This window comes from Eggerthella sp. BIOML-A4, from assembly GCF_009875575.1.
GTDB lineage: Bacteria > Actinomycetota > Coriobacteriia > Coriobacteriales > Eggerthellaceae > Eggerthella > Eggerthella lenta.
The window spans coordinates 166,729-183,800 of sequence record NZ_WWRX01000002.1 but is presented as its reverse complement, the minus strand read 5'-3'; the positions used below and the strand labels follow the sequence as shown (position 1 = coordinate 183,800).

Sequence of the window (17,072 nt, the reverse complement as noted above, 5' to 3'; positions counted from 1 at the left end):
GCGCGCGTCCTTACGCGATGCGCACGGGCATGACGAGGTACAGGAAGTTCTCGCCCTCGTCCGCCTTGAAGATGCCGGGCTTCATGGATGACTGCACTTCGAGGAACACGTTGTCAGTGTTCACGGAGGACAGCCCGTCCAGCACGTAGGCGTAGTTGAACGCAATCTCCACGTCCTCGCCTTCGCCCTCGCACGACAGCGTCTCCTGGGCCGAACCCACGTCCTGCGCCACGGCGGACAGCTGCACGGTCTGCGACGCCATATTGATGTCGAAGCGCACCGGCGAGCTGGTCTGTCCCAGCAGCGACGTGCGCTTCACGCCGGCCACGAGGTGCCCCACGTCCATGCTCACGCGCGTGGCGTAGGAATCGGGCAGCAGCTGGCGGTAGTTCGGGAAGTTGCCTTCCAGGCGGCGGTTGATGAATACGGTGTCGTGGTACGTGACGACGATCTGGTTCTCAGCCAGCGCCAGCTTGAGGTCGTCCTCCGAGCGCGGCAGCGAAGATATCTCCTGCAAGAACGATCCCGCGATGACCGCCTGGAACTCCTCGGCGCTGGATTCGGGAAGCTCGGCTTCGGTGATGGCGAGGCGATACGAGTCGGTGGCCACCATCTTGAGCGTGGTGTCCTCCAGCGTGATCAGCACGCCCGTGAGGATGGCGCGGCTCTCGTCCTTCGACACCACGCGCGCCACGCGCTTCACCATGGAAGCGAACTGCGTGAAGGGAATGGACACTTCCTGCTGCACGTCCACGTGAGGGAATCCGGGGAAGTCCTCCGCGTCGAGCGTCTTGATGGAGAACGACGCCGTGTCGCACGTGATGACCGCCGAGTCGTCCTCGGCTGCCACGTGCACGGCTGCGTCGGGCAGGTTCTTCACGATCTCGGAGAACAGCTTGCCGGGAACCACGGCCTTGCCCGTCTCCTCGATGAGCGCCGAAACCGAGTACTGGATGGACAGCTCGAGGTCGGTCGCTTGAAGCGTAAGGGTGTCGTCGTGCGCGTCGAGGTAGATGCCCGACAGAATGGGAAGCGTCGATCGGGTTGCGATGCCCTTGAGCACCACGGACAACGCGTTCTGCAATTCCGATTGGTTGATGCTGAATTTCAAGACGTTCCCTTTCTCTAGAAGCAGCGAGCGCTGCCGTCATTATAGAGGTTCGAATGTTTCACGTGAAACATTGCGCATGATCGGCATGACGTATGAATGCGGGTTTTCGGGTTTTGCTCTTTGCTCTTGATCTTCTCTAATATATCTAAGGTTTTAATAGTTGTAATAATAAGGGCGGTGGAAATGTGGAAAACCTACGTTATCGCATGTCAACCCTTGGAATTCTTCCTGAATCGATCGTGCAGACCGAGCACCCTCCCTCAACATCAATTATCGCTTTTATTATCTTTCCATAGGGTTGCACCGCTTTTCGGCAACTTGTCAGTCATGTTTCAGTCATCTTTCCGCCGAACGCGCGTACGCTACATCTCGTTGATGAGCCCGCGCAGCGCTTCCAGCTCCTCGCGCAGCTCGCGGTTCTCCTTCATCTTCTCCTCGACGTTGGTCACCGAGTACATTACGGTGGAGTGGTCGCGGTTGAACTTCTTGCCGATGTCGTTGAACGGCAGGTCGAGCATCTGGCGGCACAGGTATATGGCTATCTGGCGCGCGTAGATGATGTTGCGCGTGCGCTTCTTGCCCACGAGGTCGGCGTGGCTCACCTTGTAGAAGTTCTCCACTTCCTTTTGAATGTCGGCGATGGTGAGGCGCTTCGAAGGGCCGCCGGTGAAGTGGTTCTCCAGCAGCGTGCGCACGTCGTCCAGCTTGAGGTCGGGCTGGTTGAAGAACGTCATCTGGTAGATCACCTTCGTGACGGCGCTCTTCAGCTCGCGGATGTTCGAGCTGGAGCTTTCCGCGATGTACATCTGGATGTCGTCGGGGATGTTGAAGTCGTGCGACCCTTCCGACTCGCGGTACTCGTCCACGAAGCTTTTCACGATGCCCAGCTTCGTCTCGATCTCGGGGGGCTGGATGTCGAACGTGCCGCCCGAGTTGAAGCGGCTGCGGTAGCGCTCGTCGATGTCGATGTTCTTCGGCGCGCGGTCGGCCGACAGCACCACTTGGCGGCCCTGGCTGGTCAGCTTGTTGAATATCTGGAACACGATGTCGAGCGTCTGCTTCTTGCCCTGCAGGTACTGGACGTCGTCGATGAGCAGCACGTCGGCTTCCTCGTAGCGCGTCTTGAAGTTCTTGTAGCTGGATTTCTGCTTGTCGTGCGCCGCGCTGGCCTCCATGTAGTCGCTCAACAGCTCGGCCGAGTCCACGTAGATGGTGGAAAGCTGCGGCATCGTCTCGTTGATGTAGTTCTGGATGGCGCGCATGAGGTGCGTTTTCCCCAGACCCGACTTGCCGTAGATGAACAGCGGGTTGAGGTGCGCCTTGCCCGGCATCTCGGCCACGGCCACGGCCATGGAGTACGCCATGCGGTTCGAATCGCCGATGACGAAGTTCTCGAACGTAAGCGTGGACGCGGGGCTGTCGGGGCCGTCGAGCGCTATTTCTCGTTTCGCGCCGACGCCGGCGACCTCTTCCCCTACCGCCCCTCTATGCGCTTCGGGACGGCCTGCGTCGATTTGCGGCGAACTTGCGGCATTCGCGGCAGGAGCCGGCGCGGGCTGCGGAGAGCTGACGGGCGCAGGCGTTTCTGCCGCCGTCGCCATGGTTGCCGCCGGGGCTGCCTGCGCGGCGGGAGGAGCAGGCGCCGGAGCGGGAGGTTCGGCGGCTGTGATGTCCACTTCGATGATCACGGTGAACGGCATGTGGTACAGGTCGTTCAGCGCGCGTTTGATGAACTCGACATAATGACGCTCGATCCATGTCTTTATAAAGTCGTTGTCCGCGGTGATCATGAGGAACCCGTCGCTCATAGCCTGCGGATGCAGGCGTGAGAAGAACGCGTTGATCTGCGACGGATCGATATTGTTGTAGCTTTTCACCTGGCCGCATACTTCGGACCAGACCTGCTCGAGTTTTTCGCTGTTCATAGCTTGCTTCCTTGATGGGGGCATCGCGAATGTTTCACGTGAAACATCTCTCTCGTGCGTCAAGCGGGCGCCACCCGCCGCCGCTTCGATTGTATTAACAGATCGAAGCCGGGTAAAGGCCGATTATAGGGAATTTGCCACGTGGTATCCCAGATCGGTCAGAATGCGCTTCTGTCCGACCGTTTTCTCGATAAGCCCGGCTTCCTCTAATTTCGACAGCGCCACGTACGTGCTTGATTGCGGCACGCCGGTCAAACGCGACAGGTCCGTTACTCCCAGGGCTCCTTCGCTCAGGAAGATGGGCAGGAAGTCGCGCTCGCGTTGCGACAACGGGGGGATAAGCGGCGCCATCGCATGCTGGGCTTGCATGTCCATGCCCTGAGCGCGATGAGCCGGGGCACCGTGCTGGGGATAGTAGGGCGCGCCTGCCGCGTAGGGATTCTGCGCATAGCGCGGGGGCGCGTACTGCGGTTCGGGCTCGTAACCGTAAGGCGGTCGTGCGGGCGCGGCTTCCTGCGGATACGGTGGGTTTGCGTATCCGTATTGCGCCGGGTAGGCGGGTTGCTGCATCGGCTGCTGGGGAGGAATCTGCTGCTGCAGCTGCTGCGGCGCCTCGTGCATCGGGTAAGCGGGTTCCATGGCCGATGGTTGCGCGGATGCAGGGTGAAGCGCGCTCGATTGGTCGACGGGCGGCATATCGGTCGCCTCGCCCGCACGTAGGCTGATGGTCACTACGGCGCCTGTTCCCAGGTTGTCCTCAATGGTGATGGTGCCGTGCGAGAAATCGAGGTACTCTTTCACGATGGGCAAGCCCGACCCCACGCCGCGAATATAGTGTTTCATCGGCTCCACGGCGGATGTGAACCCGGGGATCTGCGCTTGATCCTTATAAGGTATGCCCGGGCCCTGGTCGGCGAAACGGATGGTATTGCCCTCGTCCAGGATGGACACGGTAGCCTCGGCGAAACGCGCGTGGATGAAGTTTTCCGATACTTCGCGGATGACGGTGTACGGAATGGTCCCTCCGGCGTTTTTAGCCTGTTCATAAATTTTCGATGCAAGGCTTTCAATGAATTCAGCCGTCGGCGCCGGGTGTATCTCCGTCACGCGCGGGGCGCTGCGAAGATCGTCGTACAGCGCGATGCGCGCTACGGCGTGTACATGCGTGTAGTCGAAAGGCTCCACGTTTTCATCAGCGGTTTCATCCTGATGATCTGCTTTTTCAATCTGGTTGTCCAATGGTGTTCCGTTTTCAGATTCGATATTCAGCATTTTTCAGCAACATTCAAAGGCATTGTAGCGTTTTTTCGATTCTGAATCTATCCACCTGGGGAATTCATAGCATTCAAAACTATGTATTCATCTATTTCTAAATCCTGCATTGCTTTCCACATGGGCTTTTCAACGTTTTCCACTTTCTATTCAGAAAATGTGGAAAACGTTGAAGAACATATTCTGGAAAACGTACGAACGTTGGTGAAAAACGTGCAAAAATGTTGATAGCCTCCAAGCGGATTGGCGCTTCCTGGGCCGAAACGCGTCCTCCGGCAGGACGTGACCGTTTGAATTCGTTTACGTGAAGATTGGGTAACATATTGCCCGGTCGCATGGGTGAATCACCCGGCAAGCAATATATAACACCAGGTCAAAGCTTTGTTAATAACTACGATCACCTTTTATGCCTGATGAGAGGCTTGTAAAAGAATGAGAAAATATCCCTTGACAAACCGATGACGTTAGAGATTTCCACAACGGCTCTCGAATGAATCGAGAGTTTTCAACATTTTCCACAATCGAGCTGCGCGAAAAAGAGGAAAACGGTTGAAAAAATAGCCACCCGGGCATGGTCAAGGGCATTCAGAACAAACTTTCGAGGTTTTCCACGGCGAAGAGACCTTCCCTGGGGTTCGTTCTATTCGAAGCGACCTGGAAAAAATCATGAACCCTTCTTGTGAGTTTTCCTTGACTCCCCGGTAACGTGAGCTATACTTTCGAGGTTGCTCTAAAACCATGAAAGGGAATCAATATGAAGCGCACGTATCAACCTAACACTCGTAAGCGGGCTAAGTGCCACGGTTTCCGTGCTCGTATGTCGACGAAGGGCGGCCGCAAGGTGCTGGCTGCTCGTCGCGCCAAGGGGCGCAAGCGTCTCTGCGTGTAAAGAGAGCTTTAGGTTGGAGACCATTAAATCCCGCGGGGATATCTCCGATCTGTTCTCATGCGGTAAGCGTCTGCATACGCCGTACCTTACGTTCATAGTGTTACCCACGAAGCAGCACGGCCAGCAAGGTCGTGTTGCTTTTATTGCGGGTAAAAAGTCAGGGAATGCGGTATGGCGCAACAGCGCTAAACGACGCATGCGAGCCATATGTCACGAACTGGGTGGTCCGTGGGCGGGCTACGATGTGATATTTCTCGCGAAGTCGGGTATCATGAGGAGTTCTTATAGTAAAGTGCATACAGCATGTGCCGAGACGTTGAAGCGGGCTGAATTACGTTAGGGACGAGAGGAATGAAGGCATTTCTGAAACAGGTGCCGTGCAAAGTGGCGGTGTTTCTCATCACCTTCTACCGGGCTGCCATTTCCCCTCTGTTCCCTTCTTGCTGCCGCTTCACGCCGACGTGCTCCGAATACGGGCTCATAGCCTTCCAGCGCTACGGGTTCTGCCGGGGTTTCAAGCTCACGGTGAAGCGTGTGCTACGTTGTCGTCCGGGGGGTTCGCACGGCTACGATCCTGTTCCTTGAGGTCGTCGCGCGGGCTTCTTTGGTATAGAGGAAGGAACAACTGAACATGTGGGACGTATTTAAGGACTGGATATTCGACATTATCCATTTCTTCTATGACTTCTGCGGCGACTGGGGCCTGGCCATCATCATCGTGACGGTCATCTTCCGTATTCTGATCTCGCCTTTGATGCACAAGCAGACGAAATCGTCGTTTCAGATGCAGAAGGTGCAGCCGCTCATGCAGGAGCTGCAGCGCAAGTACGCTGACGATCAGCCTCGCTTGCAGGAAGAGATGCAGAAGCTCTACGCCGAGGTGAAGTTCAACCCGCTGGCGGGCTGTCTGCCCATGCTGCTGCAGATGCCTATCTTCATGGCGTTGTTTCAAGTGCTCAGCGAGATGGGTTCGCGCACATCGGGCACCACCTACGAGTTCTACAACCTGGTTCCCAGCTTGGTTATGAGGCCTTCTGAGGCTCTGGCCGTTGGTTTTGGAACGTTTGTTCCCTATTTGATCCTTATGGTGATCTTCGCGGGCGCCACGTTTTTGCCCATGGTTCTCATGCAGATGGGAAACAAGGACAACCCGCAGCGCAAGCAGACCATGATCATGGCCGCTGTGATGAGCGTGTTCATGCTCTGGATCAGCTGGAGCTCGCCCGCCGGCGTGCTTCTGTTCTGGGGCGCGTCCTCCCTCATGGGCATCGCGCAGCAGCAGATCTCCATGCGCATCATGAAGAAGCGCGACGCCGAGGCCGCTGAAACCATCGAGGTGAAGCCTATCGAGGTGGACGTGACCCGCAAGCAGAAGAAGCCCCGTCCGACCAAGAAGGATACGACGAAGCGCAAGTAACCGCGATTGTTTCACGTGAAACATTGAGGAGTCTGTCATGGCTGAAGAATTGGTTGATGAGAAGCCTCTTGATGAGGAACCCGCTGAACTGACCGACGAGGATCTAGATCGCATTGCCGATACGGCGATTGGAGCGCTCCAAGATATTCTCAAGTACTTCGAGGTGGGCGAAGTGACCATCGACGAGTACGAAGGCGACGAAGGTGAGCTGATCCTCGACATCACGGGCGACGATCTGGCGGTGCTGATTGGCCGTCACGGCAAGACGCTCGACGCTCTGCAGTTCCTCGTGTCGGCGATTACCGTGCGCACCATCGGGTTCCGCTACCCGGTCATCGTGGACGTCGAAGGTTACAAGAGCCGTCAGCGCGAGAAGCTGGAATCGATTGCCCGTTCTTCCGCGAACCGCGCAGCTAGCCAGAACCGCAGCATCAAGCTTCGTCCGATGACGCCGTACGAGCGTCGTATCGTGCACATCTGCCTTCGCGACGACGACCGTGTGGAGACGGCATCTGAAGGCGAAGGCAGCGCCCGTCATGTGGTGATTCTTCCTCGCTAAACTTGTAAGTCTCAGTTTAGCCGCAAGCCCGCATCGAAAGGTGCGGGTTTTTTGTTTCTAATGTTTCACGTGAAACATTAGAAGTTCCTTTCAATCGAGACTTTCGATGATGGCTCCCCCGTCTCCCTTCGTGTTTCGAAAGCGAATCGCCTTAAACCTGATTCTCCTTTGTCCTTACGCTAAATGTTTCACGTGAAACATTAGAAAAGGGTCAAGAGCTCGGTTTATTGTCGTGAGTGTTTCACGTGAAACAATAGACAATGGTCTAACCTCAGTCTGTTTCGCGTCATGAATGTTTCACGTGAAACACTCTTACCTGAGGTGCGTTTCGCTCAAATGCTTCACGTGAAACATTTGAAACGTCGTGATTTGAATGTTTCACGTGAAACATTCCTCTATACTGAGGGCATTCGATTATAGAGGAGTGAACATGCGCGAGGATCTTTTGAAACGCCATCTGGAGTTGGTTATCGAAGCCAATAAGACCACCAACATCACGCGTATTTCGACATGGGATGAAGGGATGCTTCTCCACGTGCAGGATTCTTTAGTTGGTCTGCCTGAATTGAGAGAAGCACCGGAAGGTCGAATGGTCGATATTGGATCAGGGGCAGGTTATCCGGGTATTCCCCTAGCTATAGAGAGCGGTCGTTCTACGCTTCTAGCTGATTCCGTCGGTAAGAAAACCACGATCCTCGCTTCGATGGTGCAAACGTTAGGTCTTGATAACGTTGATGTGTATACCGGCCGAATCGAAGACCTTGCTCGTGAAGAACCTGCCTCGTTCGCTGCGGTGACCGCTCGGGCGCTTGCTCAGCTGTCGATACTCATGGAATTCGCCAGCCCGTTGCTGCAGGAAGGTGGGCGGTTGATTTGCTATAAAGCCAATGTATCCGATGAAGAGATGGAGCATGCCCTATCGTTGCAAAACCGCTTGGCGATGAAGCTTGTATCCGATCGTATCGTTGAGCTTGGCAAGAATCACCGCCGCATCATTTGCTTCGAAAAAACGGGTACCCCGCATGTAAAGCTTCCGCGCAAAACAGGCTTCGCGCAAAAACGCCCGCTCTAATGCAGAATGTTTCACGTGAAACATTCTGCATTAGAATCTAGCGCTAACCTTACGCGGATTCCATTCAGTTCTAACACGCAGCCTACGCGCATTTAGCTCGGATCCAGAGTAAACGCCAAACGCCGCGTTCTCGCATTGACAACGCAGATAGTGAATTGAATTCGGATCCAGCGGAGTCTAATGTTTGTCCTTCATTTTTTGGAATAGGCTTCCGTGAACGTCGTTACGACGCTTGAGGACTTCAGCGTGGATCGCTTCGCACACGCCTTCGAGGTTTTCCATTACTTCGTTATTAGTGAATCTGAGCTCTTTGATCTCGAGTATTTCGAGAAAGGTTGTTCTAACGCGGTCGTATTCCTTCTGGCTTTCGGTATAATGGCTATCACCGTCCAGTTCAATGCTGAGACGCGCCTTTCTGCAATAGAAATCAACAATGTATGATCCGATCACTTTTTGAGCTACGAACGGTGTAGGATATTCTCGTAAGAACGAGAACCAAAGCCTTCGCTCTGGATAGGTCATTTGATTACGCATGTTTTCTGCCCGCTGGGCGAGCAATTGGCGCCGCGTGGTATTCATCAGCAACCTCCTTTTTCCTATCTAGTATTGTACAGATGTGGTCTTACGTGCATATGGCAGGTTTCTAGCGTGCGGTCTATGCGGATCTCACGCCGTTTACCTCATTTTCCAACGCGGTTTCTATATTTGTTTCACGTGAAACACTTTTGGTTCTAGCAGGCTCCCGATGTTTCACGTGAAACATTTTGGGCGAGTGTTTCACGTGAAACACTAAACAAGGTATACTGTGTTCGCGGTCAAGAAAGGGGGTCCCTGTGGGACTATTCGATGGTCTCAAACGAGACAAAAAAGCAGCAGAGACTGTCAAGCAACATAAAAAAGAAGAGATCGTAGAGGACGAGTTGATCATCGACCATATTGAAGTGGTTGAACGAGAGACTGTGAAGCCTTTGGCAGAGCAAGAAGTTCCTCCTACTCCTATCAAGACGATCAAAGATAAAGCGCCTGTCAAACATGTGGTCGGTCAGACAAAGGTGATGGCCATCATCAATCAGAAGGGCGGCGTTGGAAAATCCACGACTGCGATCAACCTTTCCGCCGCATTGGGAGAGTTGGGCAAGCAAGTTTTGTTGGTCGATCTTGATCCGCAGGGCAACTCCTCGAGTGGTTTAGGTATCGAGAAGAGCCAAGTGCACAATTGCGTGTACGACGTTTTATTGAACGACGTTGCAATAGAGGATGTCATCATCCCGGATGTGGGCGAAGGGCTCGATCTCGTACCAGCCACGATAAATCTTGCAGGGGCAGAAGTAGAGCTTGTATCCGAGATGGCCCGTGAGAATCGCTTAAAAGACGCCGTAGGAAGCCTTCGAGGCAAGTACGACTATGTATTTATCGATTGCCCTCCTTCTCTCGGCTTATTGACGGTCAACGCGCTTGTTGCTGCGGACAAGCTGTTGATACCAATTCAATGCGAGTTTTACGCACTGGAAGGTGTGACAAAACTCCTTGATTCAATGAAACGTGTCAAAACTCGTCTGAATCCTACCCTTGATATCTTCGGTGTTCTTCTTACTATGTACGATGGTCGTACTACTCTTTCTCGACAAGTCGTTGAAGAGGTGCGCAGCTATTTCGGTAAAACGGTTTTTACGACGCTTATTCCCCGTACGGTTAAATTGTCTGAAGCACCGAGCTTCGGCCAGCCTATCACCCAATACGATCCATCGGGCAAGGGAGCGCAATCGTATGTAAACCTCGCAAAGGAAGTGGTACAACGTGGCTAAAGCGAACAAAAGCGGATTAGGTCGTGGCTTGAACTCGCTTCTTGGTGGAGCGTTTGAGGAAGCAGCCCCTCTCGAATCTACGCCTAAACGGGTGTTGGTGGAGCAACAACGCGAAGAGACTGTCGTGCCGATCCCTATGCATACCGAACCCGTGGTTGAACGTCAGAATGTTTCACGTGAAACAATCACGCCAATGAAAGAGGAATCGATCGTCGATGGTGAAAGCCAGGTAACCATCAAAAGCGTTGTTCAGCGCCGAACCGACGAGGTTCCGATAGAGTCCGTCAGCCCGAACCCCGATCAGCCGCGCACGAACTTCAAAAGAGAGGCGCTTGAGGAGCTTGCAGCATCAATCGAGAAGGATGGTCTGCTGCAGCCGATTCTCGTTCGTCCCGTTGGAACCAATGAATATCAGATCATCGCGGGCGAACGTCGTTGGCAGGCATGTAAAATCGTAGGATTGAAAACCGTGCCGGTACGCATTAAGGATGCGGACGACGATCAAGCGCTCGAGCTTGCTCTTGTGGAGAATATTCAGCGTTCCGACCTTAACCCTATAGAAGAGGCATACGGTTATCGCCGCATGATGGAGCGTCGTAACCTCACGCAGTCCGAAGTAGCACAGGCTATGTCAAAAGGCCGTTCTACTGTGGCTAATGCGTTGCGTTTGCTCGAGCTTCCCGAAGAGGCGCAGCAATTATTGTTCGAGGAGAAGATATCGGCGGGTCATGCACGCGCAATCCTGTCCATTCCCACGAAAGAAGGGCGTCAGAAGCTGACGGACAAGCTTGTTGCGGAAAAACTTACGGTTCGAGAAGCAGAGGCTATAGCGCGTCTGTTCTCGGGTAAGCGCAATGACGCCCCGACGAAGAAGGAGCCGTTGCCTAAGACGTTTAAAACGGTGGCGAAAGCTTTGAAAGATGTGTTGCACACACCCGTAAAGGTGAAGTCTTCTAACGGAAAGAACAAGATTGAGATTGAATTCCAAGATGAGGAAGATCTCGAGAGGTTGTTCGAGGAGCTCATAGCTGCAGCGTCCTAAAGGTCGAAAGGTTCCCAAAAGAAAGCCCGGAATGTTTCACGTGAAACATTCCGGGCTTTCTTATTTTTGTATACGTATTCTCTTGTATATCCGTTGCAACGGTAGGCAACTGAAGTGTTTCACGTGAAACACTTCAGTTGCAAGGCTTGAAGGTGTTTTTCAGTTGGCCACAGGCGCCGGAGATATCAGAACCGCGGGAGTCGCGCAGCGTAGCTTCCGTTCCTTTCTTAGAAATTTCGGAAAGCCATAGATTAATCGTTTCAGGCGAGCTCGGTTGGAATTCCGAACCTTCTATTGCATTGATAGGGATGAGATTGACGTGGCATAGAAGATTCGAGCAGAACTTTTGAAGAGCCTTAAGGTCGGCAGGTGCGTCGTTCACGCCTTCGATCATGATGTATTCGAGCGTAACCCGGCGGTTTGTCTTCGCCACGTAGTTCTGAAGCGCTTCTTTCAACGAAGGCAATTCGTAGCGAGCAACATTAGGCATAATGAGGTCGCGAATCGGTTGACGCGCTGCATGGAGTGAAACCGCGAGGGTAAATTGCTCGGGTTCCTCAGAGAAGCGTTCCAAACCAGGCAAAATCCCGCAGGTTGAGACGCTGATATGGCGTGCTCCGATCTCAAGACCTTTCTTGTGGTTAAGGATGCGCAATGCGGCCATGGTGTTGTCGTAATTGAGAAACGGTTCTCCTTGACCCATTCCTACGGCGTTCGTGACACGCTTCCCCATGTCTTCTTGGACGATAAGTACTTGGTCGACTATTTCTCCCGGTGTGAGATTGCGCGCGAAACCTTCCTGGCCTGTCGCGCAGAACGCGCATGCGATGGGACACCCTGCCTGCGTGGAGAAGCATACGGTCAAGCGATCGCCGTTGCGCGAAGGGATGCCTACGGTCTCTACGCGGATACCGTCGTCGAACTCAACAAGGTATTTCCGCGTCCCGTCTTTCGAAATCTGACGATCGACGACAGTCGGCATCGTGAGTGGAAAACGTTCAGCAAGGGTTGCTCGCAGAGAACCAGGGAGATTCGTCATCTCGTCGTAGCTGGACGCATGTCGTTGGTAGAGCCATTCCTGCAGCTGCTGCGTGCGAAAAGCGGGCTGCCCTAGTTCTTTCATTACTGAAGCGAGTTCGGGCAGCGAATAGGTTTTGATTGATTTATCCATAGCCGCCATTATACATTGTTTCACGTGAAACATCCCTTTGCTATACTGCAACGAACGTATCAAGGATGATGAAAGAAGGATGCATGTCTGAATGCCGCGTGGCGTTGCTCGCCGGAGGAAAGAGCGGGGAACGCGAGGTGTCTCTCGCATCGGCCGAAGGCGCGCGAGAGGCCCTTGAAGAAGCCGGATATACCGTTACGCAGCTCGATCCTGCCGACAAGGAGGATCTGAAACGTTTGATCGACGGTCCTTTCGACGTTGCTTTTCTCTGTTTGCATGGGAAATATGGGGAAGACGGCACCGTGCAGGGTCTTTTGGAAACGATTGGGCTCCCTTATATCGGTAGCGGGGTGTGGTCGAGCGCTTTGGCAATGGATAAAGTGAAGTCGAAGCTGTACTACGAACAAGCCGGCATCCCTACTCCCCCCTCTGTGCCGCTGCAGAAGGGAGGTTCTTACGACGTGGATTCTATCGTCGAGAAGCTTGGCACGCATTGTGTGGTGAAACCCGGCACGGAAGGAAGCGCACTGGGGGTGTTCATCGTCGAAGGTGCTGCGGCAATCGGCGAAGCAATCGAGAAGGCGTTCGACATCGATTCAGAGGTTCTTGTTGAACGCTATATAAAAGGTAAGGAGTTGACGGTTGCGGTCATTGGCGACGCAGAAGTCGAAGCGTTGCCTATAATCGAAATCGTTCCTAAAAGCGATTTCTACGATTTCGAGTCGAAATATGCTCCCGGTGGTTCGCAGCACTTGTGTCCCGCGCCGCTGTCGGACGAAACGACGCGGATGGTGCAAGAGCTTGCGGTTCGTGCCCACCGCGCGTTGTCGTGCGAAGGGGTTTCGCGCTCTGATTTCATTTTGGAAGAAGACGGTTCGTGCTGGACGCTGGAGACGAATACCATTCCCGGCATGACGGGAACATCGCTGCTTCCCGATGCCGCGCGTGCGGCGGGCATTTCTTTTCCGGAACTCTGTACGCGGCTTATCGGTTATGCCCTCAGCTAATAAACGGGAGAGTGGAATGTTTCACGTGAAACATTCCACTCTTGAAGAAAGACTAGAACGCGCCGCATGATTTGAGGCTGAAAAGAGCAAGGGCTACGAGCGCCAGCAAGAACAGCCAGCTGACCGCATAGCAGCCCTTGTTTCCTTTGCGCCCCTGCTCGATGAGTTTCTCGGACATTTTACGTCGACTCTTCATGATCACCGTTCCCGCTTCCTTTGGAGGAAATGCTACGGTCTGTTTTGGAGTCCAATTACCATTGCTGGAGATTACCTGTTCGACACCTTGCTCGCCGAGATCGATTTCCGGTCGCACGCCATCGGAAAGACGCTGCACCGTTGTAGCTATGAAAGGCTTGAAAGCTTGATCGAGATTGGAATCGTAGCAGATGATGGCGACTTGGCCCCAGTAGTGGCCTGGTTCGGGATGGTCGGTGAACGCGACGAACGACAACAAGGCTTGCAGTTTCCACTCGCGTGCGGCGAGAATGCTCAGCTGGCGTGAAAGCTCAGCATCGAGAAATCCGATCAGCGCGCCGAAGCGGTTTTTCATCCAAGCGGTGGACACCCCGTTGTCGGTTTGAAATACGATCTCGAACACGTCGCCTATAGGATTATCGGCTCCGAGCAGGATTGCAGCATCTTTCTTTGAAAGGGTATCGAATCGTGCGTACGTACCGAAGTAACGCTCAGCCTGCATATTCTCTCCTTCGAGCCGTTCTTTTTGTCAACGTCGGCGTAACAGTTTGTATGATCCCATGATAGATGATAGGCTGGACGGTATGGATAAACAAAATATGCTCTCGCAGGATACCCTGCAAAGTTTCATAAGCGATGGCACTTCCCAGGCCGTCCGCGACCGGTATGCGTCGCTTCCCGAAATCGCAGCGACGATGGATTTCGGCGATCTCGACCATAACGTCGTGGTACTTGATACGGAGACCACCGGTTTCTCGTTCAATCACGACGAGTTGACGCAGATCGCCGCAGCTCGAATGGAGCAAGGCGAGATCGTCGAATGGTTCATCACGTTCGTGAATCCCGGGAAGCCCATTCCGGAAGACGTCGCGCATCTGACCGATATCCACGATAGCGATGTCGCCGATGCTCCGCTTCCCGCCGACGCACTGGCCAAGCTTGTGGAATTCATTGGCGATGCGAAGGTGGTCGCGCATAACGCAGAGTTCGATCGTACGTTCACCACGCGTCATCCCAGCGGTTATCCCCTGTTGGAGAATACCTGGATCGATTCGCTCGATCTTGCGCGAATCGCGCTTCCCCGCATGAAATCGCATCGCTTGCTCGATCTTGTACGGGCTTTCGGCGCGCCTTTGTCGACACATCGCGCCGATGCCGACGTCGAGGCAACCTGCGCCATCTTCCGCATCCTGCTTGCAGGTGTCGCCGCGATGCCGCCGGCGCTTGTGTGCGAGATCGCCCATATGGCGACTCCTGACGAGTGGTCGACGAGGATGGTATTCGAGCAGTTCGCCCGAAAGTACGAGGTGGAAGCGAACCAAGATGTTTCACGTGAAACACCAAGTTTGAGATTCTCTTTGCGCGCCCTTCGTCGTGACCGCTTGGGCAAGCTGGAGCGCGCGGCGAAGCTGGACGCCGACGATATCGCGGCCGATCCGCAACGCTCGCTTACGTTCCCTTCAGATGCGGATATCGTTCAAGCCTTTTCGGAAACCGGGCTCGTGGGGTCGTTGTACGAAGAGTTCGAGCCTCGCATAGAGCAGGTCGCTATGGCAGAGGCAGTGAGAAAGGCATTTTCTTCTTCGGAGAACCTGTTGGTCGAAGCGGGAACGGGCGTTGGAAAGTCCATGGCGTACCTGGTTCCCGCCGCGTTGACGGCGCGGGCCAACAACATAGCCGTCGGCGTTGCAACGAAGACTAATACCCTGCTCGATCAGTTGGTTTACCATGAGCTGCCTGCATTGGAAAAAGCGCTTCGGTTGGCCGACCCTGACAGGCCGTCTCTGACGTATGCTCCGCTCAAGGGTTTCTCGCACTATCCTTGTTTGCGTAAGATCGGCCATATCGTCGAGGAAGGAGCGCAGACGAAGCTGTTCGGCAACAAAGAGCAGACCCAGGCTCCCTCCCTTGCCGCCTTGCTGTCGTTTATCGAGCAGACTGAATACGATGACATGGACAGCTTGAAAATCGACTATCGCGTGCTGCCTCGTCGTCTTATCACTACGACGGCGAACGATTGTCTACGGCGTAAGTGTCCTTATTTCGGTACTTCATGCTTTGTGCACGGTTCGCGCCGGCGCGCCGAGGCGGCCGATATCGTGGTCACCAACCATAGTTTGCTGTTCTGCGATCTCGTAGCAGATGGTGGATTGCTGCCGCCGATCCGCTATTGGGTGGTGGATGAGGCTCACGGAGCCGAAGCCGAAGCTCGTCGGGCTTTCTCGTTGTCGCTTTCGGCCGAGGACATAACGCGTCTGGCCAACCGTGTCGGTGCCGATGAGGCTTCCCGTAACGTGTTCGTGCGTGCCGAGCGCCGTGTGGTGGTGCCCGGCATGGAAGAAGGTTCTTCGCTGTTCTACGCCCTTACCGGCAAGGCGCGCTCTGCGGGCAAGGCCTACGCTGATGCTGCGCGGGAATTCTCCGCTCACCTCAAGAACCTTCTGTTCTTCGATCAGAACAAAAAAGGAAAAGGCTACGAGATCGTCGAGCTGTGGATCAATTCAGATGTGCGTTCCAGCGCAACGTTTGCCCAGGTAGCAAGCTATGGTCGAGCGATGACCGAAGCAGCGGAGAAGCTGGTGCGCGTGTGTCAGGAGCTCGTGGGATATCTGGAAGAGCTCGAAGGCGCGGCAGAGATCCAGCGCGAGATAGCATCGACCGCGATGGAGCTCAAAGACCAGATGAACGCCGCCGACATCATCTTGGACAGGGCTCCGGAAACGTATGCCTATGCGGCCACTTTGAGTCGCAAGAAAGATCGCGTCGCAGAAAAGCTGGAAGCGCTGCTGATCAACGTGGGCGAAGCGATGAACGAGACGTTGTTCGAGCGCACGCACTCGACGGTGTTCGCGTCCGCCACGTTGGCGGTGGACGATAAATTCGACGCATTCGAAAGCGCCCTGGGATTGAACGCTTCGGAGCATTCGACCTGTCAGATGTGCAAGCTGGATTCAAGCTATGATTTCGACGCTCATATGACAGTGTACGTGGCCAGCGATATGCCGGAACCGAACGAAGCCGCGTATCTTGCCGCGCTGCAGCGCCTGCTGGTGGACGTTCACCGTGCGCAGAACGGCTCGATGCTGACCTTGTTCACGAACCGTCGCGAGATGGAGCGTTGCTTTGACGAGGTGCAACCCCAACTCAAAGTCGACGACCTGCGCGTCGTGTGTCAAAAATGGGGTGTGTCGGTAAAAGGTTTGCGCGATGATTTTCTGGCGGACGAGCATCTTTCGCTCTTCGCTCTCAAAAGCTTTTGGGAGGGATTCGATGCTCCGGGCGCTACGCTCAAAGGGGTCGTCATTCCCAAGCTGCCCTTCGCGAAGCCGACCGATCCTTTGTCGTGCGAACGGGCGGCTCGCGACGATCAGGCGTGGAGGCGCTACGTGCTACCCGCCGCCGTCCTTGAGACGAAACAGGCTGCTGGTCGACTTATCAGGAAGGCCGATGATACGGGCGTGCTTATTCTCGCCGATCGTCGCTTGTTGACGAAAAGCTACGGCAAAGCGTTCCTTAATTCCCTTCCGAGCAGGACCATCAAGGTGATGACGGCGGCTGAGATTGTATCCGATCTCGAGCGCTCCAACAACGGGTAACGCAAGGCGAT

16 protein-coding genes are annotated in these 17,072 nt (G+C 54.5%); 10 read left to right on the top strand and 6 right to left on the bottom strand.

Annotated features, from left to right (window positions below; translation table 11 throughout):
* Positions 1 to 10: 10 nt before the first annotated feature.
* The 3 genes from dnaN to GT613_RS02570 all read right to left on the bottom strand — a co-directional run bounded on the left by dnaN (position 11) and on the right by GT613_RS02570 (position 4,308).
* Positions 11 to 1,111 carry a DNA polymerase III subunit beta gene (gene dnaN / locus GT613_RS02580; protein ID WP_009305587.1) on the bottom strand — a complete coding sequence of 367 codons (1,101 nt, stop codon included), beginning with the start codon at positions 1,109 to 1,111 and terminating at the stop codon, positions 11 to 13.
* Between the two features lie 362 nt (positions 1,112 to 1,473).
* Positions 1,474 to 3,036, bottom strand: a complete 1,563-nt coding sequence (gene dnaA, locus GT613_RS02575; protein WP_009305586.1) for a chromosomal replication initiator protein DnaA — start codon at positions 3,034 to 3,036, stop codon at positions 1,474 to 1,476.
* A gap of 123 nt (positions 3,037 to 3,159) precedes the next feature.
* Complete coding sequence (locus tag GT613_RS02570) at positions 3,160 to 4,308, bottom strand: ATP-binding protein (protein ID WP_009305585.1); 1,149 nt, start codon at positions 4,306 to 4,308, stop codon at positions 3,160 to 3,162.
* A gap of 754 nt (positions 4,309 to 5,062) precedes the next feature.
* Between GT613_RS02570 and rpmH the strand changes: the two genes are divergently transcribed.
* The 6 genes from rpmH (at position 5,063) to rsmG (ending at position 8,245) form a co-directional block, all read left to right on the top strand.
* The gene (rpmH, locus tag GT613_RS02565) at positions 5,063 to 5,197 is read left to right on the top strand and encodes a 50S ribosomal protein L34 (protein WP_013981168.1); all 135 of its coding nucleotides are present in this window, start codon (positions 5,063 to 5,065) and stop codon (positions 5,195 to 5,197) included.
* A 13-nt stretch (positions 5,198 to 5,210) separates the two neighbouring features.
* Positions 5,211 to 5,537: a ribonuclease P protein component gene (rnpA, locus tag GT613_RS02560; protein ID WP_009305583.1), complete on the top strand. Its 327-nt coding sequence runs from the start codon at positions 5,211 to 5,213 to the stop codon at positions 5,535 to 5,537.
* Between the two features lie 11 nt (positions 5,538 to 5,548).
* Positions 5,549 to 5,782 carry a membrane protein insertion efficiency factor YidD gene (gene yidD / locus GT613_RS02555; protein WP_009305581.1) on the top strand — a complete coding sequence of 78 codons (234 nt, stop codon included), beginning with the start codon at positions 5,549 to 5,551 and terminating at the stop codon, positions 5,780 to 5,782.
* Positions 5,783 to 5,828: 46 nt separating this feature from the next.
* Positions 5,829 to 6,614: a YidC/Oxa1 family membrane protein insertase gene (locus GT613_RS02550; RefSeq protein ID WP_009305580.1), complete on the top strand. Its 786-nt coding sequence runs from the start codon at positions 5,829 to 5,831 to the stop codon at positions 6,612 to 6,614.
* Between the two features lie 37 nt (positions 6,615 to 6,651).
* Positions 6,652 to 7,173, top strand: a complete 522-nt coding sequence (locus tag GT613_RS02545; RefSeq protein WP_009305578.1) for a R3H domain-containing nucleic acid-binding protein — start codon at positions 6,652 to 6,654, stop codon at positions 7,171 to 7,173.
* A 430-nt stretch (positions 7,174 to 7,603) separates the two neighbouring features.
* A complete protein-coding gene (gene rsmG, locus GT613_RS02540; protein ID WP_009305576.1) occupies positions 7,604 to 8,245 on the top strand; it encodes a 16S rRNA (guanine(527)-N(7))-methyltransferase RsmG in 642 nt (213 codons plus the stop codon).
* A gap of 177 nt (positions 8,246 to 8,422) precedes the next feature.
* On the opposite strand, the gene GT613_RS02535 is transcribed toward rsmG, so the two are convergent.
* Positions 8,423 to 8,824, bottom strand: coding sequence for an endonuclease domain-containing protein (locus GT613_RS02535; protein WP_009608929.1), 402 nt, complete (start codon positions 8,822 to 8,824; stop codon positions 8,423 to 8,425).
* A 341-nt stretch (positions 8,825 to 9,165) separates the two neighbouring features.
* Between GT613_RS02535 and GT613_RS02530 the strand changes: the two genes are divergently transcribed.
* Together GT613_RS02530 and GT613_RS02525 are read left to right on the top strand one after the other, a co-directional pair.
* Positions 9,166 to 10,050, top strand: coding sequence for a ParA family protein (locus tag GT613_RS02530; protein WP_009305573.1), 885 nt, complete (start codon positions 9,166 to 9,168; stop codon positions 10,048 to 10,050).
* Positions 10,043 to 11,092 carry a ParB/RepB/Spo0J family partition protein gene (locus GT613_RS02525; RefSeq protein ID WP_021410621.1) on the top strand — a complete coding sequence of 350 codons (1,050 nt, stop codon included), beginning with the start codon at positions 10,043 to 10,045 and terminating at the stop codon, positions 11,090 to 11,092. The genes GT613_RS02530 and GT613_RS02525 overlap by 8 nt, the downstream gene beginning before the upstream one ends.
* A gap of 133 nt (positions 11,093 to 11,225) precedes the next feature.
* Here GT613_RS02525 and rlmN read toward each other — a convergent pair whose 3' ends face one another.
* Positions 11,226 to 12,287, bottom strand: a complete 1,062-nt coding sequence (gene rlmN, locus GT613_RS02520) for a 23S rRNA (adenine(2503)-C(2))-methyltransferase RlmN (protein ID WP_009305571.1) — start codon at positions 12,285 to 12,287, stop codon at positions 11,226 to 11,228.
* A 41-nt stretch (positions 12,288 to 12,328) separates the two neighbouring features.
* Between rlmN and GT613_RS02515 the strand changes: the two genes are divergently transcribed.
* Entirely contained in the window at positions 12,329 to 13,270 is a 942-nt protein-coding gene (locus GT613_RS02515) for a D-alanine--D-alanine ligase (protein WP_057385269.1), read from the top strand.
* 52 nt (positions 13,271 to 13,322) lie between these two features.
* Here GT613_RS02515 and GT613_RS02510 read toward each other — a convergent pair whose 3' ends face one another.
* Positions 13,323 to 13,967, bottom strand: a complete 645-nt coding sequence (locus tag GT613_RS02510; RefSeq protein ID WP_021410630.1) for a hypothetical protein — start codon at positions 13,965 to 13,967, stop codon at positions 13,323 to 13,325.
* An 82-nt stretch (positions 13,968 to 14,049) separates the two neighbouring features.
* Between GT613_RS02510 and GT613_RS02505 the strand changes: the two genes are divergently transcribed.
* Positions 14,050 to 17,061 carry a helicase C-terminal domain-containing protein gene (locus GT613_RS02505; protein ID WP_021410617.1) on the top strand — a complete coding sequence of 1,004 codons (3,012 nt, stop codon included), beginning with the start codon at positions 14,050 to 14,052 and terminating at the stop codon, positions 17,059 to 17,061.
* The last annotated feature ends 11 nt before the right edge of the window (positions 17,062 to 17,072 follow it).